At 71.7% G+C, this 25740-nt stretch carries 22 protein-coding genes; 8 read left to right on the plus strand and 14 right to left on the minus strand.

The genetic code is table 11. The features are described from left to right. Positions 1 to 855: 855 nt before the first annotated feature. Together groES and groL are read left to right on the plus strand one after the other, a co-directional pair. Positions 856 to 1164, plus strand: a complete 309-nt coding sequence (gene groES, locus ACIO3O_RS05285; RefSeq protein WP_147987721.1) for a co-chaperone GroES — start codon at positions 856 to 858, stop codon at positions 1162 to 1164. 127 nt (positions 1165 to 1291) lie between these two features. Further along, positions 1292 to 2920 (plus strand): chaperonin GroEL, encoded by a 1629-nt coding sequence (gene groL, locus ACIO3O_RS05290; RefSeq protein ID WP_401742168.1) that lies wholly within the window; start codon positions 1292 to 1294, stop codon positions 2918 to 2920. A gap of 194 nt (positions 2921 to 3114) precedes the next feature. Here groL and ACIO3O_RS05295 read toward each other — a convergent pair whose 3' ends face one another. From ACIO3O_RS05295 to ACIO3O_RS05315, 5 genes are all read right to left on the minus strand, one after another. After that, entirely contained in the window at positions 3115 to 4098 is a 984-nt protein-coding gene (locus ACIO3O_RS05295; protein WP_401743370.1) for a hydroxyacid dehydrogenase, read from the minus strand. A gap of 169 nt (positions 4099 to 4267) precedes the next feature. Further along, complete coding sequence (locus ACIO3O_RS05300; RefSeq protein ID WP_401742170.1) at positions 4268 to 5170, minus strand: carbohydrate ABC transporter permease; 903 nt, start codon at positions 5168 to 5170, stop codon at positions 4268 to 4270. Continuing rightward, positions 5167 to 6186 carry a carbohydrate ABC transporter permease gene (locus ACIO3O_RS05305; RefSeq protein WP_401742173.1) on the minus strand — a complete coding sequence of 340 codons (1020 nt, stop codon included), beginning with the start codon at positions 6184 to 6186 and terminating at the stop codon, positions 5167 to 5169. The genes ACIO3O_RS05300 and ACIO3O_RS05305 overlap by 4 nt, the downstream gene beginning before the upstream one ends. 8 nt (positions 6187 to 6194) lie before the next feature. After that, positions 6195 to 7526, minus strand: a complete 1332-nt coding sequence (locus ACIO3O_RS05310; RefSeq protein ID WP_401742175.1) for an ABC transporter substrate-binding protein — start codon at positions 7524 to 7526, stop codon at positions 6195 to 6197. Between the two features lie 114 nt (positions 7527 to 7640). Continuing rightward, positions 7641 to 8822: a substrate-binding domain-containing protein gene (locus ACIO3O_RS05315; protein ID WP_401742178.1), complete on the minus strand. Its 1182-nt coding sequence runs from the start codon at positions 8820 to 8822 to the stop codon at positions 7641 to 7643. A 190-nt stretch (positions 8823 to 9012) separates the two neighbouring features. Here ACIO3O_RS05315 and ACIO3O_RS05320 point away from each other — a divergent pair, with 190 nt between their 5' ends. Then, complete coding sequence (locus ACIO3O_RS05320; protein WP_401742181.1) at positions 9013 to 10827, plus strand: DUF2264 domain-containing protein; 1815 nt, start codon at positions 9013 to 9015, stop codon at positions 10825 to 10827. Here ACIO3O_RS05320 and ACIO3O_RS05325 read toward each other — a convergent pair. The 3 genes from ACIO3O_RS05325 to ACIO3O_RS05335 form a co-directional block, all read right to left on the minus strand. After that, entirely contained in the window at positions 10821 to 11594 is a 774-nt protein-coding gene (locus ACIO3O_RS05325; protein ID WP_401742184.1) for an SDR family NAD(P)-dependent oxidoreductase, read from the minus strand. The genes ACIO3O_RS05320 and ACIO3O_RS05325 overlap by 7 nt on opposite strands. A 43-nt stretch (positions 11595 to 11637) precedes the next feature. Next, entirely contained in the window at positions 11638 to 13146 is a 1509-nt protein-coding gene (locus ACIO3O_RS05330) for a multicopper oxidase family protein (protein WP_401742186.1), read from the minus strand. A 102-nt stretch (positions 13147 to 13248) separates the two neighbouring features. Further along, positions 13249 to 13923 carry an MOSC domain-containing protein gene (locus tag ACIO3O_RS05335; protein ID WP_401742188.1) on the minus strand — a complete coding sequence of 225 codons (675 nt, stop codon included), beginning with the start codon at positions 13921 to 13923 and terminating at the stop codon, positions 13249 to 13251. An 81-nt stretch (positions 13924 to 14004) separates the two neighbouring features. Between ACIO3O_RS05335 and ACIO3O_RS05340 the strand changes: the two genes are divergently transcribed. Next, positions 14005 to 14901: a LysR family transcriptional regulator gene (locus ACIO3O_RS05340; RefSeq protein ID WP_401742189.1), complete on the plus strand. Its 897-nt coding sequence runs from the start codon at positions 14005 to 14007 to the stop codon at positions 14899 to 14901. Between the two features lie 216 nt (positions 14902 to 15117). Here the strand turns inward: ACIO3O_RS05340 and ACIO3O_RS05345 are convergent, their stop codons facing one another. Then, positions 15118 to 15519, minus strand: coding sequence for a WhiB family transcriptional regulator (locus tag ACIO3O_RS05345; protein WP_401742191.1), 402 nt, complete (start codon positions 15517 to 15519; stop codon positions 15118 to 15120). 350 nt (positions 15520 to 15869) lie between these two features. Here ACIO3O_RS05345 and ACIO3O_RS05350 point away from each other — a divergent pair, with 350 nt between their 5' ends. From ACIO3O_RS05350 to ACIO3O_RS05365, 4 genes are all read left to right on the plus strand, one after another. Further along, complete coding sequence (locus ACIO3O_RS05350) at positions 15870 to 16481, plus strand: response regulator transcription factor (protein ID WP_003948568.1); 612 nt, start codon at positions 15870 to 15872, stop codon at positions 16479 to 16481. Between the two features lie 290 nt (positions 16482 to 16771). Continuing rightward, positions 16772 to 17359 carry a sigma-70 family RNA polymerase sigma factor gene (locus ACIO3O_RS05355; RefSeq protein ID WP_401742194.1) on the plus strand — a complete coding sequence of 196 codons (588 nt, stop codon included), beginning with the start codon at positions 16772 to 16774 and terminating at the stop codon, positions 17357 to 17359. 169 nt (positions 17360 to 17528) lie between these two features. Continuing rightward, positions 17529 to 19031 (plus strand): IMP dehydrogenase, encoded by a 1503-nt coding sequence (gene guaB / locus ACIO3O_RS05360; protein ID WP_401742197.1) that lies wholly within the window; start codon positions 17529 to 17531, stop codon positions 19029 to 19031. Between the two features lie 103 nt (positions 19032 to 19134). Continuing rightward, positions 19135 to 20262, plus strand: a complete 1128-nt coding sequence (locus ACIO3O_RS05365; RefSeq protein WP_189821051.1) for a GuaB3 family IMP dehydrogenase-related protein — start codon at positions 19135 to 19137, stop codon at positions 20260 to 20262. Between the two features lie 79 nt (positions 20263 to 20341). Here ACIO3O_RS05365 and ACIO3O_RS05370 read toward each other — a convergent pair whose 3' ends face one another. The 5 genes from ACIO3O_RS05370 to ACIO3O_RS05390 all read right to left on the minus strand — a co-directional run bounded on the left by ACIO3O_RS05370 (position 20342) and on the right by ACIO3O_RS05390 (position 25643). Then, positions 20342 to 20581, minus strand: coding sequence for a hypothetical protein (locus ACIO3O_RS05370; protein ID WP_401742200.1), 240 nt, complete (start codon positions 20579 to 20581; stop codon positions 20342 to 20344). Then, positions 20578 to 21186 (minus strand): hypothetical protein, encoded by a 609-nt coding sequence (locus ACIO3O_RS05375; protein ID WP_401742203.1) that lies wholly within the window; start codon positions 21184 to 21186, stop codon positions 20578 to 20580. Before ACIO3O_RS05375 ends, ACIO3O_RS05370 begins: the two co-directional genes overlap by 4 nt. 107 nt (positions 21187 to 21293) lie before the next feature. Then, positions 21294 to 23327 carry an insulinase family protein gene (locus ACIO3O_RS05380; protein WP_401742205.1) on the minus strand — a complete coding sequence of 678 codons (2034 nt, stop codon included), beginning with the start codon at positions 23325 to 23327 and terminating at the stop codon, positions 21294 to 21296. 3 nt (positions 23328 to 23330) lie between these two features. Beyond that, complete coding sequence (locus ACIO3O_RS05385) at positions 23331 to 24284, minus strand: hypothetical protein (protein ID WP_401742208.1); 954 nt, start codon at positions 24282 to 24284, stop codon at positions 23331 to 23333. 96 nt (positions 24285 to 24380) lie between these two features. Beyond that, entirely contained in the window at positions 24381 to 25643 is a 1263-nt protein-coding gene (locus ACIO3O_RS05390) for a nucleotide sugar dehydrogenase (protein ID WP_401742210.1), read from the minus strand. Positions 25644 to 25740: the final 97 nt, after the last annotated feature.

Raw genomic sequence — 25740 nt, forward strand, 5'->3', positions numbered from 1 at the left:
GCGACGTCCACCGACCTGCGCAGCTCGGCCAACTCGGAGGCGACGGCGACCTGTTCCGGCGGCGACACCGCCTCACCCTGACGGTCTCCGTGGTCCCCGGCCCCTCCGCCCCCCTCGGACGTCGCGACAGCGGTCAGGGGTGCGAGCACAGCCGCCAGCCCGGCGGTCGAGAGCGCGGCCGTCCCCGGCGTTCTCGCACTCGAAGCCGTAGAAGCGGGCGTTGCTGTCGACTCCGTTCGCGTTGCCCTTCGTGGGGGTGGGCGGGCGGTCGGTCGCCGTAGTCCTCCGCGACTACCCGGGCGAGCACCTGCGGGTCGCCGCCTCCGGCGTGTGATGCCGTTCATCGAGCGGGCCACGGTGAATCGTTGCGGCGAAACAACGGCGACGACCGTCACGGTGGCCACCGCCGGGACCCCGCTCACGCAGAGGTACGAAGAGGGTTGGCGCCGCGTCGCCCCGGCGGCTCGTGCGGCGGCAGCGGCCGGGCGCGGGGGCCGGGGCGGAGGGCATGGTGCGTACCGTCGTGCGGAACGGAATCACACGGCAGCACGTTCTCCGTACGGAGCCCCCCGGAACCCGTACCGAGCCCCCCCCCGGGACCCGCACCAGGCCAGCGGAAACCCTCCGCCACCGGCCGCGCACGCGCCCCGGCGCGGGGTCCCACCACTCCCGGGGGTCTTGAATTGGCACTCCGCTTGACCGAGTGCTAACCGCGTCATAGTCTCGGCTCTGGCACTCACCACTGGAGAGTGCCAACACAGCGACGGGCAGGTCCGGCACCCGCGACGACGGATCCACCTGGTCGCCACCCCAGACTGTTAACCCCGTGAGATCTCCGAAGGGGGAGACCGGATCGTGACGACCGCCAGCTCCAAGGTTGCCATCAAGCCGCTTGAGGACCGCATTGTGGTCCAGCCGCTCGACGCCGAGCAGACCACGGCCTCTGGCCTGGTCATCCCGGACACCGCGAAGGAGAAGCCCCAGGAGGGCGTCGTCCTCGCCGTGGGCCCGGGCCGCTTCGAGAACGGCGAGCGCCTGCCGCTCGACGTGAACGTCGGCGACGTGGTGCTGTACAGCAAGTACGGCGGCACCGAGGTGAAGTACAGCGGCGAGGAGTACCTCGTCCTCTCGGCCCGCGACGTTCTCGCCATCGTCGAGAAGTAAGCAGGCCGGGAAGTCTTCACTTCCCGCAATTGGTAGAACTGCGCCCCTGGCCCCCGCTCACGCCGGGCGGCCGGGGGCGTCGTTCATTTTGCGCAGTTCGTAATTCCGAGAGGACTTGAAAAGCTCCATGGCGAAGATCCTGAAGTTCGACGAGGACGCCCGTCGCGCCCTTGAGCGCGGCGTCAACAAGCTTGCCGACACCGTGAAGGTGACGATCGGCCCCCGCGGCCGCAACGTCGTCATCGACAAGAAGTTCGGCGCCCCGACCATCACCAACGACGGTGTCACCATCGCGCGTGAGGTCGAGCTCGACGACCCGTACGAGAACCTCGGCGCCCAGCTGGTGAAGGAGGTGGCGACCAAGACCAACGACATCGCGGGTGACGGTACGACCACCGCCACCGTGCTGGCCCAGGCGCTCGTCCGCGAGGGTCTGCGCAACGTCGCCGCGGGTGCTTCCCCGGCCGCCCTGAAGAAGGGCATCGACGCCGCGGTCAAGGCCGTGTCCGAGGAGCTCCTCGCGACCGCCCGCCCGATCGACGACAAGTCCGACATCGCCGCCGTGGCCGCGCTCTCCGCGCAGGACCAGCAGGTCGGCGAGCTCATCGCCGAGGCGATGGACAAGGTCGGCAAGGACGGTGTCATCACCGTCGAGGAGTCCAACACCTTCGGCCTGGAGCTCGACTTCACCGAGGGCATGGCCTTCGACAAGGGCTACCTGTCGCCGTACATGGTGACCGACCAGGAGCGTATGGAGGCCGTCCTCGACGACCCGTACATCCTGATCCACCAGGGCAAGATCGGCTCGATCCAGGACCTGCTGCCCCTCCTGGAGAAGGTCATCCAGGCCGGTGGCTCCAAGCCGCTGCTGATCATCGCCGAGGACGTCGAGGGCGAGGCGCTCTCCACCCTCGTCGTCAACAAGATCCGCGGCACGTTCAACGCCGTGGCCGTCAAGGCCCCGGGCTTCGGCGACCGCCGCAAGGCGATGCTCGGCGACATGGCCACCCTCACCGGTGCCACCGTCATCGCCGAGGAGGTCGGCCTCAAGCTCGACCAGGCCGGTCTGGACGTACTGGGCACCGCCCGCCGCGTCACGATCTCCAAGGACGACACGGTCATCGTCGACGGCGGCGGCAACGCCGAGGACGTCAAGGGCCGCGTCAACCAGATCAAGGCCGAGATCGAGTCCACGGACTCCGACTGGGACCGCGAGAAGCTGCAGGAGCGCCTGGCGAAGCTCGCCGGCGGTGTCTGCGTGATCAAGGTCGGCGCCGCGACCGAGGTCGAGCTCAAGGAGAAGAAGCACCGTCTGGAGGACGCCATCTCCGCGACCCGCGCCGCGGTCGAGGAGGGCATCGTCTCCGGTGGTGGCTCCGCGCTCGTCCACGCCGTCAAGGTCCTGGAGGGCAACCTCGACAAGACCGGCGACGAGGCCACGGGTGTCGCGGTCGTCCGCCGCGCCGCCGTCGAGCCGCTGCGCTGGATCGCCGAGAACGCCGGTCTCGAGGGTTACGTCATCACCTCGAAGGTCGCCGACCTCGACAAGGGCCAGGGCTTCAACGCCGCCACCGGCGAGTACGGCGACCTGGTCAAGGCCGGCGTCATCGACCCGGTCAAGGTGACGCGCTCCGCCCTGGAGAACGCCGCCTCCATCGCCTCCCTGCTGCTCACGACCGAGACCCTGGTCGTCGAGAAGCCGGCCGACGAAGAGGCCGACGGTGGCCACGGCCACGGTCACGGCCACTCCCACTGAGGCTGAGCCTCGGTAGGCAGCTGTACGTTCCTGAGCCCGGCCCCCGTCGTGAAGACGGGGGCCGGGCTTCGGCGTGCCCGGAGGATGGCTGCCCGGAGGGCATGCCATCAGGGGCGCGGGGAACTGCGCGACCAGCCGCCCACGCACCCGCACGGACGAACCGGTCACTCCGTTCCTTCGGCCCTCTCGGGGGCCTACGCCGAACGCCCAAGCCCGTCCGCCCGCACCGGCTCGACGAACGGCAGCCCCGCCCCGTACCGCGCCAGCTCGTCCAGCGCGTGCTCCGCCATCCGGTGCAGCTCGTTGCCGAACGACCCCGCCATGTGCGGCGTGAGCAGCACATTCGGCAGGGTGTAGAACGGCGACCCGGGCGGCGGCAGTTCGGGTTCCGTCACATCGAGTACGGCCTCCAGCCGGCCGGCACGCAACTCCGCCAGCAGCGCCGCCTCGTCCACCAGCGACCCCCGCGAGGTGTTGATCAGCGTCGCCCCGTCCGGCATCGCCGCCAGCTCGGCCGCCCCGATCAGGTGCCGGGTCTCCGGCAGCTGCGGCGCGTGCACCGACACCACCGAGCTCCTGGCGCACAGCTCGCCCAGGCCCGTCGGCGTCACCCCGAGGCGCGCGGCCTCGTCCCCGCTCACGTACGGGTCGTACAGCAGGACGTGTACGTCGAAGGGGCGCAGCAGTTCGATGACGCGCCGCCCGATCCGGGACGCCCCGACGATGCCGACGGTGCGCCGGTAGTTGCCGGAGGCGGCCAGCTCGGTGCGCCAGTCGTGCGGGGTGCCGCCCAGCTCCCGGTACCTGCGGGCGGCCCGCCCGACCTGCTTCCCCGCGAAGAGGATCGCCGCCAGGGTGTACTCGGCGACCGGCAGCGCATTGGTTCCGGCGGCCGCGCTGACCTGGATGCCGCGCTCCCAACAGGCCTGCGTGACATGGTGTTTGACCGACCCGGCGGCATGCACGACGGCCCGCAGCCGGGGCGCCCGCTCCAGCACCTGCGCGGTGAGCGGCGTCGCGCCCCAGCAGGTCAGCAGGACTTCGGCCTGGGCGAGGGCGCTCGCGTACGCGGGGGAGTGCAGGTCGTCGGCGACCAGGTACGGGTCGGTGCGGGCGATGTGGGCCAGCCGGGCCCGCTGCTCCTCGGTGAAGAGCCGGTCGGCGAGCCCGGGGGCCATGGCGAGCAGGGTGCGGGGGCGGCGCGCGGCCGAAGCCCCGCCGGAAGAGGCTTCGGAGGCGGCCTTGAAGGCGGCCTCGGAGGCGGCCTCGGGCCGATTGTCAGTGGCGTGGTGCATGGTGGAACTCAGGCTCCTCATCGGGTCGTTCGGCGCCAAGGGAAACCGCCCGTCACTTGACGCTGCCGGCCGTGAGTCCGGCCCTCCAGTGCCGCTGGAGGGAGACGAAGGCGACGATCAGGGGGATGACGGCGAGGAGGGAGCCGGTGACCACCATGGGGAGGTACGTCGGCTCGGCGTGGGCGTTGGAGTTCCACGCGTACAGACCGAGGCTCAGCGGGAAGAGCTTCTGGTCCGACAGCATCACCAGGGGGAGGAAGAAGTTGTTCCAGATCGCGGTGAACTGGAAGAGGAAGACGGTCACGAACCCCGGCATCACCATGGGCAGACCGATCGAGACGAAGATGCGCAGCTCGCCCGCCCCGTCGATACGGGCCGCCTCCAGGGCCTCGTTGGGGATGTAGCCCGCGCTGAAGACCCGGGAGAGGTACACGCCGAAGGGGTGCACCAGGACCGGCAGCAGCACCGCCCAGTAGGTGTTGACCAGGCCGATCCTGCTGGCCAGGAGGTACATGGGCAGCGCGAGCGCGGTCGTCGGGACGAGCACGCCGAGCAGCACCGTGGAGAACAGCTTCTCCTTGCCCCGGAAGGCGTACTTGTCGAAGGCGTACCCCGCCGCGACGCTCACCAGCGAGCTGAGGACGGCCCCCACGCCCGCGTACAGAAGGGAGTTGGCGTACCAGCGGAAGTAGATGCCGTCGCCGTGGGCGGCCAGGTCGGAGAGGTTGCGGCCGAGGTCGAAGCCCTCGAAGGAGAACGCGTTGCCCGCGAGGAGCCCGCCCGCGTCCTTGGTGGCGGCGGTGACCAGCCAGACGAGGGGGAAGAGCATGTAGAGGGTGGCGAGGACGAGCGCTCCGTTGACCGCGGTGCGCGACAGCCAGCGGCTCGCGGAACCCGGTGGCGCGGTGGGGGAGACGGCCGTGACGGCAGGCTCGCGGGACACGGCGGTGCTCATGCGGTGACCCCCTTCGCGGCCCGTGCCACGGCCTTCTTCTGCTTGCGCCCGCCCGACAGCTTCGTCACGACGAACGACAGCAGTGCCGCCGTCAGGGCCAGCAGTACGGAGGCGGCTGCGGCCAGGCCGTAGTCGTTGCGCTCGAAGGCGGCGGTGTAGGCGTACATGTTCGGCGTCCAGGTGGAGGTCACGGCGGAGCCGGTGCCCTTGTTGAGGATGAGCGGTTCGGTGAAGAGCTGGAGCGAGCCGATGACGGTGAACAGGGCGACCATCACCACGGACGCCCTGATCAGCGGCACCTTTATGCTGAACGCGGTGCGCCAGGCCCCCGCCCCGTCGACGGTGGCGGCCTCCAGTACGGACCGGTCGACGGCCTGGAGGGCCGCGTAGAAGATCACCATGTTGTAGCCGAGCCACTCCCACAGCGCGATGTTGACCACCGAGGGCAGTGCGCCCGACGGAGCGAAGAAGTCGAAGCCGATCCCGCCGGCCTCCATCGCCTCCACCACCGGGCTGAGCTGCGGCGTGTACAGGTACACCCAGATCAGCGCGGCGATGATGCCGGGTACGGCGTGCGGCAGGAACAGTGCGAGCTGGAAGAACCGGCGGGCGCGGGCCAGTGCCGAGTCCAGCAGCAGTGCCAGCGCGAGGGCTCCGCCGATCATCAGCGGGATGTAGAGCGCGCAGTATCCGAGGAGTACGACGAAGCCCTCGCGGAAGGCCGGGTCGCCCAGCGCCGCCGTGTAGTTGCCGAGCCCGCTGAACACGGTCTCGGTGCCGCCGAAGCCGAGCCCCGACTGCTTCTCGCTGAAGAGGCTGAGCCACACCGCGTAACCGATCGGCACGACCATGACCAGGACGAACAGCACGAAGAAGGGGGTGAGGAGGAGGGCGGCGGCACCCGTCGTGCGGGACCGGACCCGGCCCCGTGCGGACGGCGGCGGCGGAGACGGTGGCGGGGTGTCGGGAGCGGCGGTGCCGGAGTCGGCACCGGGTCCGGCCTTCGTGGTGCTCATGACGGGACTCAGCCCTCGACCTTCAGGCCGCGCTTCTTCAGCTCGGCGACCGTCGCGTCGTGCCCGGCCTTCACCGCGTCGGCGATGGTCGTGCCGCCGTGGGTGACCTTGCCGAACTGGTCCTTGATGACGCTGTTGGTGGTGCCGGTGCTCGGCCCCCACGTCCAGCGCGGGTCGATCGAGCCGCCCGCCTCCTCGAAGACCTGGTAGATGTCCTGGCCGCCGTAGAACGCCGCGTCGAAGGCCTTCTTCGCCGCCGGGCGCAGGTCGGTCGCCGCCGGGAACGCGCTCGACGTGCCGGACGCGATACGGGCCTTGACGCCCGCCTCGGTCGTCGTCATCCACATCGCGAACTCGACGGCGGCGGCGGCCTTCTTGCTGTTCTTCGGCACTGCGAACGTCGACCCGCCGAGCATTCCGCTGGCCGTCTTGCCGTCCCAGGACGGGATCGGGGCCACTCCCCACTTGCCGCTCTGCTCCGGCAGCGTGCCCTTCAGGACGCCCGCGCCCCAGGCCGCGCCGACGTACCCGATGGTGCCGCCGCTCTTGAGGGAGTTGGTCCACTCCGGGCTGAAGGAGGCGTTGTTGCGGACCAGGTCGTCGTCGAGGAGCTTCTGCCAGTACGCGGAGACCTTGGTGGTCGCGGGGTCGGTGGTGTTCACCTTCCAGGTGTCGCCCTCGGCCTTGAACCACTGGGCGCCCGCCTGCCAGGCCATCGCCTGGAACGTCGTCGGGTCGTCCGGGAAGAAGGTTCCGATCCGGGCCTTCGCGTCGGCCTTCTTCACCTTCTCGGCCGCCGTCCGGAACTCGTCCCAGGTCTTCGGCACCTCGACGCCGTACTTCGCGAAGAGGTCCTTGCGGTAGTAGAAGGCCTGCGGGGCGGCGTCGAAGGGGACCGCCCAGTGCTTGCCGCCGAGCGTCGTCAGCTCGACCGCCTGCGGCAGGAACTTCTTCTTCACGTCGTCGCCGAACAGCGAGCCGATGTCCTGGACCGAGCCCTGGCTGACGAACTCCGGCAGCATCGGGTACTCGATGGACACCAGGTCGGGGGCGTTGCCCGCCTTCACCGCGTTGGAGATCTTCGCGTAGCCGCCCGCGTTGCCGGACGGTATCTCCTCGAACTTCACCCTGATGTTCTGGTGCGAGGCGTTGAAGGCGTCGACGACCTCCTTGGTGCCCTTCGCCCAGCCCCAGAAGGTCACGTCGACGGGCTTGCCGTCGGCGCCCGGCGCACCGGTGCTCCCGTCACCGCCGCTGCAGGCCGTGAGGACGGCGAGGGCGGTGAGGGCGCCGACCGCGACGAAGGGGGTTCTCTTCCAAGTGCTCCAACTGCGGCTCACGGCAAGGCTCCTGTAAGGAAGGCGGCGACATTGGCGTTGGCCGCGATCCTTGAACCCGCCCTGAACGAAGTCAAGAGCGTTTGCTCGAATGATCGAAACTAGCTCACGATCAACTCAAGCGGACGCCGTCCCGAGCACCCTCCCCGCCGCACCCGCCGCACCCGCCGCACCCGCCGCACCCGCCGCACCCGCCGCACCCGCCGAAGCCCCGCCCGCCCCGCACGACGCCCGCACCCGCAGCCTCGGCAGCAGCGCCAGATGGCGGCGCGCCGAGTCCCCGCCGCCCGGCCGCTCACCCGGCCGCTCGCCCAGCCGCTCCACCAGCAACTCCGCCGCGTGCCGTCCCACTTCCCGCTTGGGCGGGGCCACCGCCGTCAGCGGGGTGTCCGCCAGCGCCGCCACCTCGTCGTCGTACGCCACCACCGCCAGGTCCTCGGGCACCCGCACCCCCAGCTCCGCGAGGCGCTGCACGATCTGGATCGCGTCCACGTCGTTGTGCACCAGCGCCGCCGTCGCCCCCTGCGCCACCGCTGCACACACATTCCGTACCGCCGCCTCGAACCCCTCCGGGTCCAGCTCCGCCGGTACGGAGTCGATCGCGTCCCGGGGCGCCGCCAGCCCCAGCGACCCCAGCGCCGCCGCGTACCCGGCCCGCACCGACAGGGCCGTCGGGCTGTCCGCCCGCGCCACCAGCACCGGCGCCCCGTGCCCCAGCCCCACCAGGTGCCGTACGGCCAGCAGCGTCCCGTACGCATGGTCCGAGCAGACCCGGTCGAGCCCGTCCAGCGGCGAGCCGGGCGCGGGCTGCCGCTCCAGCAGCACGGCCGGAACGGGCAGCCGGGCCACCCACTCCCCGTACTGCGCCGGGTCCTGCGGCCGCCGCCACCCGGGCGCCACCAGCAGCCCCTGCGCACCCGCCGCGAGCAGGCCCTCCACCCGGGCCCTGTCCTCCTCGGGCCGGTAGTCGGAGATCCGCAGGATCAGCCGGGCCCCGGCCTGCGCCGCCGCCTCGTGGGCGCCCCGGATCACCTCCGCGAAGTAGTACGTCGCCGAGGGCGCGAGCAGCCCGAGCACCAGCCCGGCGGGCCGCTGACCGGGCACGGACGCGTCGGCCGGCCACGACACCGACCCGTGCACCCGCTCCAGCAGCCCCTTCGCGGCGAGCGCCTCGGCGTCCCGGCGGGCGGTCACCGGGGAGACCCCCAGCAGCCCGGCCAGGTCGGAGACCCGTGCGGTGCCGTGCCGGCGGACCAGCTCCAGCAGTCGGTCATGACGTTCTGCGGCACGTTCGCGCATGGTGGCATCCCCCTGGACCCTGGACCCTGGACGGTGTGGTGACTCGGTCCGAACCCTAGACCAGGAAACACCCCCAATGATCGAACGACGGAATTTTCGATCATTCGACCGCGACGCATTGACCTTCGATCAAGAGGAGTTGATGATTCCCGGCAACGCCGCCGCCGCACCGCCGCCCCAGGGGAGCCCCATGCCCACGCCGCCCGAGAACCGCGTCCTCAGCCCGTACACCGGCTGGACCCGCGCCCACTGGGAGCACACGGCCGACGAACTCCTCCTCGCGGTACGCCCGTACAGCACCCCGCGCCACGCCCTGATCCACCTCCCGGGCCCCCGCCCCAGCGTCTCGGGCCCCCGCTCCGACGGCCTGGAGGGCTACGCCCGTACGTTCCTCCTCGCGGCCCTGCGCGTCGCGGGTGCGGGCGGCGACGACCCGCACGGCCACCTCGCCCGCTATGCCGAAGGTCTCACGGCGGGCACCCAACACCCCACCTCCAACCCGGAGTTGGACGAGCAGCACGAGTCCTGGCCCCGCCCCGCCGCCGTCCGTCAGGCCGTCGTCGAGTCCGCATCGGTCGCCCTCTCCCTGCGCCTGACCCGCCCCTGGCTCTGGGACACCCTCGACGACGCCACCCGGCAGCGCGCCGTCGACTGGCTGCTCCCCGCCCTCGGCCCGTCCCCGGTGAACAACAACTGGTGGCTCTTCGGCCTCACCGTCGCCGGGTTCCTGAAGGACGCGGGCATCGAGACCGACCGCGCGCAGGCCACCATCGACACCGCCCTCGCCCGCATCGAGGACTGGCACCTCGGCGACGGCTGGTACAGCGACGGCCCCCACCGCGCCTTCGACCACTACAACGCCTGGGCCCTGCACTTCTACCCCGTCCTGCACGCCCACCTCTGTGGCGACAAAGCCCTCCTCGACCGGTACGGGCCGAGGCTCGCGGCCCAACTCGACTCGTACACCGCCACGTTCGACGCCAACGGCGCCCCCCTGCCGTACGGCCGCTCCCTCACCTACCGCTTCGCCGCGGCCGCCGCCCCCTGGCTCGGCGCGCTCACCGGCCACACCCCGCTCACCCCCGGCGCCACCCGCCGCCTCGCCTCCGGCACCCTGCGCCACTTCCTCGACCGGGGCGCGACCGACGCCCGGGGCCTGCTCACCCTCGGCTGGTACGACCCGTACCTGCCCATGATCCAGTCGTACTCGGGACCCGCCTCCCCCTACTGGGCCTCCAAGGGCTTCCTCGGCCTGCTCCTGCCCGCCGGCCACCCTGCCTGGACCGCCCCCGAGGAACCCCTCCCCGCCGAGCGGGCCGACACGGTCACCCTCGCCGCCCCGCCGAACCTCCTGATCCACTCCACCGCCGCCGACGGCCTGGTCCGCCTGCACAACCACGGCAGCAACCACGTCGGCGACGACGAGGACCCCGGCTACGCCCGCTTCGCCTACTCCACCCGCACGGGCCCCTCCCACGAGACCCCCGACAACCACTTCTCCCTCGACCTCGACAACGCCCCCACCGCACGCGGCCCCGCCACACCCGCCGCCCACGGCCCCGACTGGGCGTCCTCCACGCACACTCCCGCCCCCGGTGTCCGCGTCCTGTCCGCCACCGCCGTCCACGGCCGCGCCGAGGTCCGCGCCCACCTGGTCACCGGCGCCCCGCCCGGCACCCCGGTCCGCCAGACCGGCTGGGCCGTCACCCCGGACGGGCCCACCGCCCAGCTCCACCCCGTGCACGGCTACGACCCCGAGGTCGCCCAACTGGCCGTCGGCCCCACCTCGTTCGGCCCGTCCGCCCGTGCCGCCGCACTCCACGGCCGTACCGGCGAAGGCCCCGCGACGCTCTTCGTCGCCCTCGCCTCCCTCACCGCCGAGCCCGCCCCCGCCCCGGTCGCCGACCTGGCCGCCGTGCGCCACACCCGTACGACAGATGCCGTCGCCCTCCAGATCACCTGGCTCGACGACGGCACCGTCACCACACTCGAACTGCCCTACTGAGGCCCGTACTTCCGACCCGTCTTCGACGTGATCCCCCCGAGCAGCCCGCGCGGCGCCACCTTCACCACACCCATCAGCGCCTTGTAGCGCGGGTCCGGGATCGACAGGGCCTTGCCGCGCGCCATGTCCTTCAGGGCCTCCGCGACCAGCTTGTCCGCGTCCAGCCACATCCAGGAGGGGATGTTGTCGGTCCCCATCCCGGCCCGCTCGTGGAACTCCGTCCGCACGAACCCGGGGCACAGCGCCATCAGCCGCACCCCGCTCCCCGCCAGGTCCTTCGCCGCGCCCTGGGTGAACTGCACCACCCACGCCTTGCTCGCCCCGTAGGTGCCGCGCGGCACGAAGGCGGCGACCGAGGCGACGTTCACGACCCCGCCGCGCCCCCGCTCCTTCATGCCGGTGACCGCCGCCGACGTCAGCCGCAGCACCGCCTCGCAGTGCACCTTCAGCATGGTCAGCTCGTCCGCCATCGGGACTTCCAGGAACTCGCCCTTGTTGCCGAACCCGGCGTTGTTGACCAGCAGGTCCACCGGGTGCGTACGGTCCGCGAGCCTCGCCTCGACGGCCGCGATGCCCTCGTCCGTGGCGAGGTCGGCGGTCAGCACCTCGACCTCGACGGCGTGCTTGTCGTGCAGTTCCGTCGCCTGCTTCTGGAGGCGCTCGGTGTTGCGTGCCACCACCACCAGGTTGTGTCCGTCGGAGGCCAGTCGCCGCGCGAAGGCGGAGCCGATGCCTGCGGTCGCGCCCGTGATCAGTGCAGTCGTCATGCGCCCCACGGTAGTGCCCCGCGTGCGCCCCTCCCGCCGCACCTCAGTGCCCGGCATGCGCCCCTCCCGTGACGGTGCCCGCCCGCTGCCCCTTCTCCACCACCACGAACTGACCCATCATCCCGAAGTCCTCGTGGTACAGGAGATGGCAGTGGTACATGTACGGCGTGTCCGGATCGGCGGGCCCCTCGAACCGCATCGCCAGCTTCACCGTGGACCCGCCCGGCACGAACACCGTGTCCTTCGCGTCCCGCAGCATGCCCGTCGGCGGCCGCCCGTCGATCTCCAGCACCCGGAACTGCACGTCGTGAACATGGAAGTTGTGCGGCATCCCGTCCTCGTTGCGCACGGTCCAGGTCTCCACCGACCCCCGCGTCACCGTCTCGTCCACGCGCCCCATGTCCATCTTCCGGCCGTTGATCCCGGTCATCCTCAGCCCGAAGTACCGCCCCTGCACGGCTTCCGCACCCTGGGGCACCTCCAACACGCCCAGCACGGACGGGAGTTGCGGCGACTTCCGCAGAACCTTCCGCGCCCTCAGTTCCAGTACGTCGAACGAGTCGTCCCCGCCCCCGAACCGCTGGTGCCAGGCGTCCTTGTAGTCCTGCGGAAAGCTGCGCAGCACGGTCCGCTCGCCCGCCCGCATCCGCACCACGACCTCCGCGCGCTCCCCGGGCGACAGCTGCACCCGCCGCATCGCGTCCGGCTTCTCCAGCAGGCCCCCGTCGGTGGCCACCAGCGCGAACTCCCGGTCGTCCGCGAACCCGAAGTCGTAGATCCGCGCCGTCGACGCGTTCAGCAGCCGCAGCCGTACGAGTTCGTCCCCGACCACCCGGTACGGGTCCAGGGTGCCGTTGACCATCGTCCGTTCGCCGAGGAACCCGGTGCTCCCCAGCAGGCTCCGCCCGTGGTCGAAGTCCGCCCCGTCGAAGGAGACGTCCTGCACCGCCACCGGCAGGTCGTCCACCCCGTACCGCTTCGGCAGCTTCAGCGCGTCGCTCTTCGCGGCGTCCACCAGGAACATCCCCGCCAGCCCCCGCTGTACATGCGTCTCGGTCTTCCCGTGCGGATGCGGGTGGTACCAGAGCGTCGCGGCCGGCTGGTCGATCTTCCAGTACGGCGTCCAGGTCGCGCCCGGGGCTACCTCCTGGTGCGGGCCGCCGTCCATCGTCGCGGGGAGGTGCATGCCGTGCCAGTGCACGCTGGAGGCCTCCGGCAGAGTGTTCTCGACCTGCACGCGGACCTTCTCGCCGCGCCGGGCCCGCAGTGTCGGCCCCAGGTAGGAGCCGTTGAACCCCCAGGGCGGCGTCCTGAGCCCCGGCTGGAACTCCGTCGTCCCCGCCTGCATCCGCAGCGAGAACACCCGCGTCCCGTCCTTCTCCACCGTCGACGGCGCGAGCGGCGGCACCTTCAGTGCGTTGCGGAAGGACACCTGGCCGACCGTGCTCACCTCGGCCCCCGTCCACTGCCAGGCGAACACGCCGCCGACGGCGGCCAGGAACACGGCTGCGACCGAGCCGAGAACAACGAGGACGCGCTTGAATCGGGACATGACCCGACCCTCGCCCCGGCCCCCGCCCCCGGACATCGGGGGCGGCCCCGCACCGCCCCCCGACCCCAACCCCCGCTTCTCCTACGGGACTTCACCCACCACTCAGGCGTCCGGGCCCTGCTTCTCCAGGTACGTCAGCGCCCGCTCCCGCGCACTCGGCGGCAGCGCGTCCCCGGCCTCCAGCAGGCGCGGCAGCAGCTCCCGCTCCAGCGTGTGCGCCCTGAAGTGCATCGTGACCGTCACGTCGTGCTCGGGCCGGTGCACGATCTCCACCCGGTCCCCGGCCCGTACGGTCCCGGGCTCCACCACCCTGAGGTACGCACCCGGCACGGCCGCCGCCGTGAAGCGCTTCACCCAGCCCTTCTCGTCCAGCGCGCCCGCGAACGTACGGCACGGAATGCGCGAGGAGGTCACCTCCAGGACCAGCGAGTCGCCGACCTTCCAGCGCTCGCCGATGCGTGCGCCGTTCACGTCCAGGCCCACGGTGGTGAAGTTCTCCCCGAACTCCCCGCCGCGCAGCGGCCGTCCGAGTTCCGCCTCCCACCGGTCCAGGTCCTCGCGGGCGTACGCGTAGACCGCCTGGTAGGTGCCGCCGTGGTGGCGCAGGTCGCAGACCTCGTCCCCGGCGACCCCGCTGCCGCCGACCCCCTTGGGGCCCGGGTCGCGGACCTCCACGGGGCCCGGCGCCGGGCGCTTGCCGATGGCGGTCACGCCGTCCGGCTGGTCGGTGTGCTCGCTGGCGGTCGCCCGCCCCAGATTCACGCTCAGTAGCTCCATACCGGTCACGCTAACCGAGCCTGTCTCAAAGCCACCCGCAATAATTCGCATTCATCCCCAAGTCTGACTTATGCTCGACGTATGATCGAAGCCCGCCACCTCCGCGTCCTGCGCGCAGTCGCCTCCACCGGGTCCTTCTCCGCCGCCGCCCGCGAACTCGGCTGCACCCAGCCCGCCGTCAGCCAGCAGATGAAGGCCCTGGAGCAGTCGGCGGGCACCCCGCTGCTCATCCGCACCGGCCGCGAGATGCGCCTGACCCAGGCGGGCACCGCCCTGGTGCGGCACGCGGTGGGCATCCTCGCCGGGCTCACCGCCGCCGAGGAGGAGGTCGCCGCCATCGCGGGCCTGCGCGCCGGGCGCGTACGCCTGGTGTCCTTCCCCTCCGGCAGCTCCACCCTCGTCCCCACCGCACTCGCCGCCCTGCGCGCCGCCCACCCCGGCACCCGCGTCTCGCTGGTCGATGCGGAACCCCCGCGCTCGGTGGAGATGCTCCGCGAGGGCGACTGCGACGTGGCGCTCGCCTTCCGTTACGGGCCCGGCGGCGCCACCGAGGATTGGACCGACCTGGTCGTACGCCCGCTGCTCACCGACCGCCTGATCGGCCTGGTCCCCGAGGGGCACCGGCTTGCGGACGCCGGGACCGTGGGCATCGGCGAACTCGCCGACGAACCCTGGATCGCGGGCTGCCCGCGCTGCCGCCGCCAGCTCGTCGAGGTCTGCGAGAGCGCCGGTTTCGCCCCCCGCATCGACTTCGCCACCGACGACTCCCCGGCCGTGATCGGCCTGGTCGGCGCGGGCCTCGGCGTCGCCGTGCTGCCCGAACTGGCCGTGGAGACCGTGCGCCCCACGGGCGTGCGGACCGTCGCGGTGGAGCCCGCCGTGCAGCGCGAGATCGTCGCGCTCACCCTGCCCGACCTCGCCCAGGTCCCGGCGGTCGCCGCCACCCTCGACCAACTCGCGCTGGCCGCGTCCCGCTGAGCGGGACCATTCGTACGGGAGGACCGGCTCGTACGGGAGCACCGGCTCGTACAGGAAGACCGGCCGTGTCCCGCGTGAACGACGCCGGGGCCGGGCCCGAAGGCCCGGCCCCGATGCGCACATCCGAGCGGCAGCCGACCGGCCGCCCGCCGCATGGCCGGGCCCATGCGGGTGGACACTGCGCAGAAACGTTCCTGCTTAGGTTTGAACGGCCGATTACTTCACCAGGGTGACGCGGCGCGCGTGCTCCGCGCCGCCGCCCTTCGCGGGGGTCCGTGCGGGTGTCCTCGCCGGGGTCTGCTTCTTCGCGGCCGCCGCAGCGCCGCCGGGCACCAGGCGGTGTCTCGCGCGGCCCATCAGCTCCTCGCGCTCGTCCTCGGTGAGGCCGCCCCACACGCCGTACGGCTCGCGGACCTGGAGTGCGTGCGCCGCGCACTGCGCCCGGACCGGGCACCTCATGCAGACCTCCTTCGCCGAGTTCTCACGTGCGCTTCGCGCGGCCCCGCGCTCGCCCTCCGGGTGGAAGAAGAGGGAGCTGTCGACCCCTCGGCAGGCGGCCAGGAGCTGCCAGTCCCACAGGTCGGCGTTGGGTCCGGGAAGGCGGGAGAAATCTGCCATGGGTTGTCCCCTTGCGTCTGTGCTGAGGCGGATCGATGACCGAGATCATCACATCTTCTGACATCTACGGTGTGAGTAGATGTAAATATGACTCATTGCGAATCTAGCCACAGACACCAGCAAAAGGAAAGAAAACCGACTAAATGGGGCACCGGCCCTCCGAGGGGCCGATTCTCAAGCCGTAACTCTTTCGAGTGACCGTCGTTGAGTGGGCTGAGGCGGTTGAAGGAAAGAGCGATCGGGCAGGTGTCCGAGAGCGTCAACCGCACAGGTGACGACTTGTATTCAGCCTGGAGGCCCAAGGTGACGCGCATCAGCTGCCGGAGCGGCAGGAGCGGAGGGCGACTGTCATGACATCCGTCCTCGTCTGCGACGACTCCCCGCTTGCCCGAGAGGCGCTCCGCCGCGCGGTCGCGACCGTGCCCGGCGTCGAGCGCGTGACGACGGCGGCCAACGGCGAGGAAGTCCTCCGCCGCTGGGGCGCCGACCGTTCGGACCTGATTCTGATGGACGTACGCATGCCCGGTCTGGGTGGCGTGGAGACCGTCCGTCGACTGCTGTCCGCCGACCCCGGCGCCCGCATCATCATGCTGACCGTCGCGGAGGACCTCGACGGGGTCGCCCTCGCGGTCGCCGCCGGTGCCCGCGGGTACCTGCACAAGGACGCGTCCCGCGCCGAGCTGCGCGCGACGGTCACGCAGGCACTGGCCGACCCGACCTGGCGGCTCGCCCCGCGCAGGCTGCGGTCCGCCGAGATGGGCGCCGCCCCGACGCTCACCGCCCGCGAGATCCAGGTTCTGGAGGGCATGAGTCACGGCCGGTCCAACGCCGAGATCGGCCGCGAGCTCTTCCTCTCCGAGGACACGGTCAAGACGCACGCCCGGCGCCTCTTCAAGAAGCTCGGCGCATCCGACCGCGCGCACGCGGTGGCGCTCGGCTTCCGCTGGGGTCTGGTCCGCTAGGTCCCGTGGGACCTGGCCCGCCAGGACCCGCCCCGACCTGGGCCTTCGGGCCCGGTCGGACACGTGAGATGGTCCCCCGCCCGCCCTTGCGCGGGCGGGGCGCAGGACGCCCGATCCCGGTTCGGCGGCCGATGCCGCATCCTTGAGGGATGGGGTTCCTCGGGAACGGGTCGGTCGAGCGGAAGGGGAGGGCGCGGGAGATGAGTCCTGGCGTACCTGCTCATAACGCTTCAGTGCACAACTACGGGCGCGGCGGCGCGGATGCCGGAACGTCAAGGCACCATGGTCCGATGCGCGACGACGAGGCGGTGGCGGCCCAGAGTGCCATCGGCGCGCTCGTGCACCACGCCGTCGAGGGCGACGAGCAGGCCACCCACGACCTCCTCGCGCACGTCCACCCCCTCGCCCTGCGCTACTGCAGGTCCCGGCTGTCCCGGCTGCCCGGTGACGCCCGCCACTTCGTGGAGGACCTGGCGCAGGAGGTGTGCGTCGCGGTGCTGATGGCGCTGCCCCGCTACCGCGACACCGGGCGCCCCTTCGAGGCCTTCGTCTTCGCCATCGCCGCGCACAAGGTCGCCGACCTCCAGCGCGCCGCGATGCGCCACCCCGGGTCGACCGCCGTGCCCTCCGACGAGATGCCGGAGCGGCCCGACGACTCGCTGGGCCCCGAGGAGCGGGCGCTGCTCAGCAGCGACGCCGCCTGGGCCAAGAAACTCCTGGCCAACCTGCCCGAGCACCAGCGTGAGCTGCTCGTGCTGCGGGTCGCCGTCGGCTTGACCGCCGAGGAGACGGGCCAGAAGCTCGGAATGTCCCCGGGTGCCGTGCGCGTTGCACAGCACAGGGCGCTGAGCCGACTCCGCGCCCTCGCCGAGCAGTAGGCGTCCCCGCCACGAAGGCTCGGCCCGCCCCTGCCGCGTAGCGCATCGACGTACCCGTGCGCAGGAGAAACGTACAAACTCGGCCGCTTGTCATGATCGTGGAATCCGACACGTCAGGTTCCCGTTAGCATGGACATCCGCGCCGGGCAAGACCATTTGGGAAGGTGTCATGACTGCGAACGTCGATGGAGTGCCGGAGAAATTCGCGACGCTCGGGCTGACCTACGACGATGTGCTGCTGCTGCCGGGTGCATCCGAAGTGCTGCCCAACGCGGTCGACACCTCGTCGCTGATCTCGCGGAACGTGCGCGTGAACATCCCGCTGCTGTCCGCCGCGATGGACAAGGTCACCGAGTCCCGGATGGCCATCGCCATGGCCCGCCAGGGCGGCGTGGGCGTCCTGCACCGCAACCTCTCGATCGAGGACCAGGTCAACCAGGTCGACCTGGTGAAGCGCTCCGAGTCCGGCATGGTCACCGACCCGATCACCGTGCACCCGGACGCCACGCTCGCCGAGGCCGACGCGCTCTGCGCCAAGTTCCGCATCAGCGGCGTCCCGGTCACCGACCAGACGGGCAAGCTGCTCGGCATCGTCACCAACCGTGACATGGCCTTCGAGTCGGACCGTTCGCGCCAGGTGCGCGAGGTCATGACGCCGATGCCGCTGGTCACGGGCAAGGTCGGCACCTCCGGCGTGGACGCCATGGAACTGCTGCGCCGCCACAAGATCGAGAAGCTTCCGCTGGTCGACGACGCGGGCATCCTCAAGGGCCTCATCACGGTCAAGGACTTCAAGAAGGCCGAGCAGTACCCCAACGCCGCCAAGGACGCCGAGGGCCGGCTGCTCGTCGGCGCGGCGGTCGGCGCCAGCCCGGAGGCCCTGGACCGCGCCCAGGCGCTGGCCGGCGCCGGGGTGGACTTCCTGATCGTCGACACCTCGCACGGACACAACAGCAACGCCCTCTCCTGGATGGCGAAGATCAAGTCGGCCGTGAACGTGGACGTCATCGGCGGCAACGTCGCGACCCGCGACGGCGCCCAGGCCCTCATCGACGCGGGCGTGGACGGCGTCAAGGTCGGCGTGGGCCCCGGCTCGATCTGTACGACCCGCGTGGTCGCCGGTATCGGCGTCCCGCAGGTCACCGCGATCTACGAGGCGGCGCTCGCCGCCCGTGCCGCGGGCATCCCGGTCATCGGCGACGGTGGCCTCCAGTACTCCGGCGACATCGGCAAGGCCCTCGCCGCGGGCGCCGACAGCGTGATGCTGGGCTCCCTCCTCGCGGGCTGCGAGGAGTCCCCGGGCGAGCTGATGTTCATCAACGGCAAGCAGTTCAAGTCGTACCGCGGCATGGGCTCGCTGGGCGCGATGCAGTCCCGTGGCCAGGGACGTTCGTACTCGAAGGACCGTTACTTCCAGGCCGAGGTGTCCTCCGACGACAAGCTCGTCCCCGAGGGCATCGAGGGCCAGGTGCCCTACCGGGGCCCCCTCGCCAACGTGCTGCACCAGCTCGTCGGCGGACTGCGTCAGACCATGGGCTACGTGGGCGCGGCCTCCGTGGACCAGATGGAGAGCAAGGGACGCTTCGTCCGCATCACGTCGGCGGGCCTCAAGGAGAGCCACCCGCACGACATCCAGATGACGGTCGAGGCGCCGAATTACAGCCGTAAGTAGGCACTGAGCGCGCGTGGGGCGGTCCCGGGAATCACCGGGACCGCCCCTTCGCTGCGTGTCGGGGATACTGGAACGGCAGACCAAGAGGGAAAGGCCACACAACGTGACTGAGATCGAGATCGGGCGCGGCAAGCGCGGCCGCAGGGCGTACGCGTTCGACGACATCGCCATCGTGCCGAGCCGGCGTACGCGGGACCCGAAGGAGGTCTCGATCGCCTGGCAGATCGACGCCTACCGCTTCGAGCTGCCGTTCCTGGCCGCTCCGATGGACTCGGTCGTCTCCCCCGAGACCGCCATCCGCATCGGCGAGATGGGCGGCCTCGGCGTCCTGAACCTCGAAGGCCTGTGGACGCGGTACGAGGACCCGGAGCCGCTGCTCGCGGAGATCCGCGAGCTGAACGACGAGAGCGCCGCGACCCGCCGCCTCCAGGAGATCTACGCCGAGCCCATCAAGGCGGAGCTGATCGGCAAGCGCATCAAGGAGGTGCGCGACGCGGGTGTGGTCACCGCCGCCGCGCTCTCGCCGCAGCGCACGGCCGAGTTCTCCAAGGCCGTCGTGGACGCCGGTGTCGACATCTTCGTCATCCGCGGCACGACCGTCTCGGCCGAGCACGTCTCCGGTGCCGCCGAGCCGCTCAACCTGAAGCAGTTCATCTACGAGCTGGACGTCCCGGTGATCGTCGGCGGCTGCGCCACGTACACCGCCGCGCTGCACCTGATGCGTACCGGCGCCGCCGGTGTGCTGGTGGGCTTCGGCGGCGGCGCCGCGCACACCACCCGCAACGTCCTGGGCATCCAGGTCCCGATGGCGACCGCCGTCGCGGACGTCGCCGCGGCCCGCCGCGACTACATGGACGAGTCCGGCGGCCGGTACGTGCACGTCATCGCCGACGGCGGTGTCGGCTGGTCCGGCGACATCCCCAAGGCCGTCGCCTGCGGCGCCGACGCCGTGATGATGGGCTCCCCGCTGGCCCGCGCCACGGACGCGCCCGGCCAGGGCCACCACTGGGGCATGGAGGCCGTCCACGAGGACGTGCCGCGCGGCAAGCGCATGAACCTGGGCGTCGTCGGCACCACCGAGGAGATCCTGACCGGTCCCTCCCGCGTGCCGGACGGCTCGATGAACATGTTCGGCGCGCTCCGCCGCTCGATGGCCACCACCGGCTACAGCGAGCTCAAGGAGTTCCAGCGCGTCGAGGTGACGGTCGCGGACTCGCAGCACCGCCGCTGATCGTTTTTTCGTACGTACGTACGCGAGTGGCCCGGCGCCCCCTGGTGGGGGTGCCGGGCCACTTCGTGTGTGCGGGGTGCTAGATCAGGCTCAGGAGGGCGAGGAGTGTGCCCGCCACGGCGGCGATCGTGCCGAGTACGCGGAAGGCGGTGACGGTCTGCAAGGGGCCGGGTGAGGCCATCTCGCAGCGTGCGGCGGCGCGCAGCTCCAGGCTGGCGATGGCCTGGCGCTCGCGGGCCGGGGCGGTGAGCGCGATCCAGACTCCGCAGGCGAGGGCGGCCAGGCCCAGGATCAGGACGAAGAGGCTGCCGCTGGTCACGAGGCCTTCTTGGTGCCCGCGAACGCACCGACGCCGCCGAGGGCGAAGAAGAGGAACTGGATGGGCTTCTCGTCCAGGACCAGCTTGAACAGCTCGTTGAGCTGGGCGAAGTTCTTCGTCAGGACGCTCACCAGATCGAGCCCCTGGCCGTCGGAGACGGCGATGGCGATGCCCAGTATCTGACCCACGTACACCGCGAACAGGGAGAAGACCACGCTCGCCGCGACGACCGCCGGGTTGCGCCCGCCGAGCTTGGCCGCCACCAGGCCGGTCAGGAAGCCGATGCCGAAGGTGAGCCAGCCGATCTGGAAGTCGGCCTTGCCCAGGATCACGCCGTAGACGATGCCTCCCACCAGCGCCGCCGCGAGCCCGGCGACCAGGCCCAGGCCCACGTTCCCCCGACGGGCCGGTGCGGGCTGCGGGAAGCCGCCGCCGAACTGGCCGCCCTGCGGCTGGCCCGGGAACTGGCCCTGCGGGAACTGGTTCGGCTGCTGCTGCGGCTGGCCGTACGGGCCGGGCGCCTGGCCGGAGGGCTGACCGCCCGGGCCCTGGGCGTACGGGTTGCCGCCGGGCTGCTGCTGGGGTGGCTGAGCGGGATAGGACATGGACGGGTTCCCCCCTGGGAAGCGCACGTATGTAAAGCGTGCATAAGTTCGGTTGTGCGGGCTGACGGTAGCAGGCGGTACCGACAGTGGGTGTGCGGATTGCGGGGTCATTCCTTGCGCAGCTTGCGGCGCGTGCGTACCGCCAGTGTCACGAGGCCGAACTCGACGAGGCCGAAGAGGCGCAGGCACCGCCCCAGATCACGGGCCCACGACTCGTCGGTGCTCGCGTCCGCGACGATGCTCGCGGCGACCACGACGCCGATCAGCCCCCACACCGAGGCCAGCGTCACGAGCGTCCAGAACACCCAGGTCCACAGGGAGTGCTTGCGGGGTGTGCGGGGTGCACGCCTGGCCTTCTGCTTGGGGCCCGGCTTGGGGATGTCCTCCGGGTCGCGGGCCGGCATCGGCACCACCGCGTACGGCGATACCCCCGCGTCGATGACGGCGAGGTCGGCGGGGGTGACGCGGAAGAGGGTCGGCTCGATGGAGACGGTGAAGCCGTCGTGGCCGGTGAGGCGCCGGGCGCCGTCGGGGCGTACCAGCATGGCGGCGCACTCGGCGTACTTGACCGTCACCGCGTTGCCCGGGGCGCTCAGCGTGACGGCCTGCGGGTGGATGATCAGCGTCACCTCTTCGTTCTCGTACGAGGTGAAGCGGCGGCCGGAGACGATCTCGGCGGACTGCTGCGGGGCCTCGGTGAAACCCGCCCAGTCGGCGCCCCTGCTGGGGACTTGGAGGAGGGCGTTCGCGGACACCTCCCGCGCCACCGCGTGCAGGTCGGCGAGGGTGGTGGCGTGGAGTTCGGCGGTCAGTTCCGCGACGGAGGCGCGGCGGTGGCCGGTGAGGAGGCTGAGCGCGTGTGCGGGCAGCATCGCCGCCGCCAGGTCCGGGGTCTCGAACTGCCGCAGCTTCGCGGCCCGTACGGCGTCCAGGTCGGCCTGGGAGATGTGGCCCGCGCGCAGCTTGGCGAGGACGTCGACGAAGCCGCCGACGACGGCGTCCTGCTTCTGCGGCAGGGTGTCCGCGAGGGCGGTGATCGTGGCGAACTCGGCGTCGCGCGGGGAGTAGTCGGCGGTCGCCGTGTACGAGTAGCCGCCCTCCTGGCGCAGGTCGCGGAAGAGCTCGCGGCCCAGCACGTCGGCGAACAGGCCTGCGGCGGTGGAGCGTCGTACGACCGCGTCCATGACGACGACACCGGAGTCGCCCCGGAAGTACGCGGGGGTCTTCGGCAGCGCGGAGTGGACCTGTGGCATCGGGTGCGGCGGGCCGGAGGGGAGGGTGAGGTCGAGGCCCGGGGGGAGGGTGTCGCTGGTGATCCACAGGACGGCGTTCTCACGGGTGAAGCGGGTCTGCGCCCAGTGCCGTACGTGGTCGGGGCCCAGGTGCCACAGGCCGTGTTCGGGGTAGCTGAGCAGGCCGTGGCCGCGGGCGCCGTAACGCCACAGCGCCATCTGGTGGTTCGCGCCGTGCCCCCGGTGGGCGGCCTCGGTGCGCAGGATCTCGCGCTCGGTCTCCAGGCGTTCGAGGGGGAGGTCGCGCAGGGCGGAGCAGACGCCGTTGAGGTAGGAGGCGACGTCCGCGAGGTCGCCGTCGACGTGGAAGTGGGTGTACGTGGCGGCTGTCGCCCCGTTGTAGTGCAGGTCGGAGAGGCCGTGCCGGTGCAGGGCGAGGTGCTCCACGAGGTGGGTGAGGCCGGCGGTGGCGAGGGTCTCGTCGGCGCGGCCCACCCGGAAGAAGAGCCCGGCGGACACCGGGCCCGGACGCGGGGCGAGCAGGATCCGTATCCCCTGGAACTCCAGGAGGCGGATGCCGTCCGGGTGTTCGGTGGCGGGCGCGAGGGTGCGCGGGTCCGGTGCGTAGGGGTGCGGGGTGGTGGGTGCGAGGGTGCGCGGGTCCGGTGCGTAGGGGTGCGGGGTGGTGGGTGCGAGGGTGCGCGGGTCCGGTGCGTAGGGGTGCGGGGCGGTGGGTGCGAGGGTGCGAGGGTCCGGTGCGTAGGGGTGCGGGGCGGTGGGTGCGACGGTGCGTGGGTCCGGTGCGTAAGGGTGCGGGGTTCCCGTCGCGACGGTGTCGGGGGTGGGGGGCGCGGTGGGAGGCGTCGGGTAGTGCGCGGGACCCTCGTACAGGGGGACGTCGTACGTCATGAGTCAGCCTCTCCCGAGCGCGGACGCGCGGTGCTTGGTGAACGCGGCGGCGGCGTCGTGGCCGGGGAGGAACAGCCACGGGTGCTCGTCGGCGCAGTTGCCGAGCGCGCGGAAGTGCGGGGCGGCCTCGGCGTGGCGGCCCGCGACGGAGTGCGCGAACGCGAAGTAGTTGTGCGTGGTGACGCCGTGGAAACCGGGCCGGAAGGCCGGGTGCAGCACGGACTTGTCGGCCGCGTTCAGCAGCGAGTCGCGGACGTCGGGGCGGCGCAGATAGGCGGTCGCCTCGTTGCCGTCCAGGGCGCACCAGTGCTCGAAGTGGGCCTCGGCGACGACGGCGGGACTGTGGCTGCCGGGCGGCGCGGCCTGCGCGCAGGACTCGGCGAAGGCGTGTGCGGCCTCCCAGGAGCCGCCCCACTTGGGGCACAGCTGCTGCAACAGCTGCCGCTGCGCCGGGAAGTGGTGCGGGTGGTGGGCGGCGAGCCGGTCGTACCGGCGGCGGGCTTCGCTCTGGCCGAGTTCCAGGCCGCGGGCGGTGATGCCGCGCAGGAACCAGCCGAGCGCGTAGGTGGGGTGCTCGGCGCACAGTTCGATGAGGAGCTGTTCGGCCTGTCGCAAGTGGGCGTGGAACTGGTCGAACTGAGACGCCGTCACGTCCTGGGCACGGGCTCCGCTGCGGATGTCCCAGCCCACCATGATCAGCCGGTCCGCCAGCAGGGCGCGGGGCAGCGGCTCGCCGGGGTACTGGTCGGCCACCTGGCGCAGGAACGTTTCGCTGCCGGGGGTGTCGGCCACGACCCCGCAGGCGGCCGCCTCTTCGTCGGTGTGGTCGAGTGCGGCGAAGTACCGGACCAGGCCGTGCCAGTCCCGGGCGCCGGTGAGGTGGCGGACGCGGGCGAGCGGGGGTGAGTAGACCAGGTAGTCGAACTGGGGCCGTGAGGACGGCGGAGCAGGAGACACCGCCGGATCATAGGTTGTGAAGGGAGTGTAAAGGCAAGCCCTTTCTTGCGGACTTGCACAGGATTTTGCAGCCGGGCAGGAGGCGGAAGCTGCTGGTCAGAGCCGGTGCGCCGCGCCCGCCGGGCTCGCGCCCCGGGTGTCCAGGAGGAGTTGGGCCTTCACGGCCAGGCCCTGGAGGTCGTACGTCCGGTGGTTCTGGAGCAGGATCGTCAGGTCCGCCGCCGCGGCCGCCTCGTAGAGGGAGTCGGCGCGCGGGACCGGGACGTCGCGCACGCGCCAGTGCGGGACGTGCGGGTCGTGGTAGGTGAGGTGGGCGCCCATGTCGCGCAGCCGGGAGGCGATTTCGGGGGCGGGGGAGTTCTCCTGGTCGGCGAGGTCGGGCTTGTAGGAGACGCCGAGCAGCAGGACGCGGGCGCCGCGGGCGGACTTGCCGTGCTCGTTGAGGAGGGTGGCGCAGCGCTGGATGACGTACGCGGGCATCCGCCCGTTGATCTCCTGGGCGAGTCCGACCATGCGCAGCGGGTGGCCGGGGGTGCGGCTGTTGTACGAGAGGTAGTTGGGGTCGAGGGGGAGGCTGTGGCCGCCGACGCCGGGCCCGGGGCGGAAGGCCTGGAAGCCGTAGGGCTTGGTCTCGGCGCAGCGGATGACGTCCCAGAGGTCGACGCCGAGGTCGTGGCAGAGGACGGCCATCTCGTTGGCGAAGGCGATGTTGACGTGCCGGTAGTTGGTCTCCAGTACGGAGACGGTCTCGGCCTCGCGGGGGCCCCTGGCCCGGACGACCTTGTCGGTGAGGCGGCCGTAGAAGGCGGCGGCGGACTCGGTGCAGGCGGGGGTGAGGCCGCCGATCACCTTGGGGGTGTGGGCGTAGTCGTGGGTGCGGTTGCCGGGGTCCAGGCGGCTGGGGGAGTGGGCGAGGTGGAAGTCGCGGCCGGCCCGCAGCCCGGAGCCCTGTTCCAGGAGGGGGCGCAGGAATTCTTCGGTGGCGCCGGGGTAGGCGGCCGATTCCAGCAGCACGGTGGTGTGCGGGCGCAGCCGGGCGGCGAGCGTGCGGGCGGCGGCCTCGACGGCGGACAGGTCGAGGGTGCGGTCCGGGCCGATCCGGGTGGGGGCGCAGATCACGGCGGTACGGACCCGGCCCAGCTCGGCGGGGTCGGTGGTGGGGCGAAATCCCCGGGCGAGCATCCGGCGGATCTCGGCGGCGGAGAGCGAGCCCTCGACCGGCGGGCGGCCCGCCGCGAGCTCGGCGACGGCGCGCGGATCGGTGTCGTAACCGATGGTGGCGATGCCGGCGGCGACGGCGGCCTGGGCGAGGGGGAGACCGAGGTGACCGAGTCCGATGACGGCGAGATCTGCGGGCATGGCGTGAGCCGTCCTTCCCTTGAGTCCGCAGGGGGCACCGGGTCCGCCCTTAACCGAGGGTGGGCCGGTGCGCAACCGCTGTGGACAGTTCGAGCCG

It is taken from the genome of Streptomyces sp. NPDC087440, from assembly GCF_044744005.1.
In the GTDB taxonomy this organism is placed as follows: Bacteria; Actinomycetota; Actinomycetes; order Streptomycetales; family Streptomycetaceae; genus Streptomyces.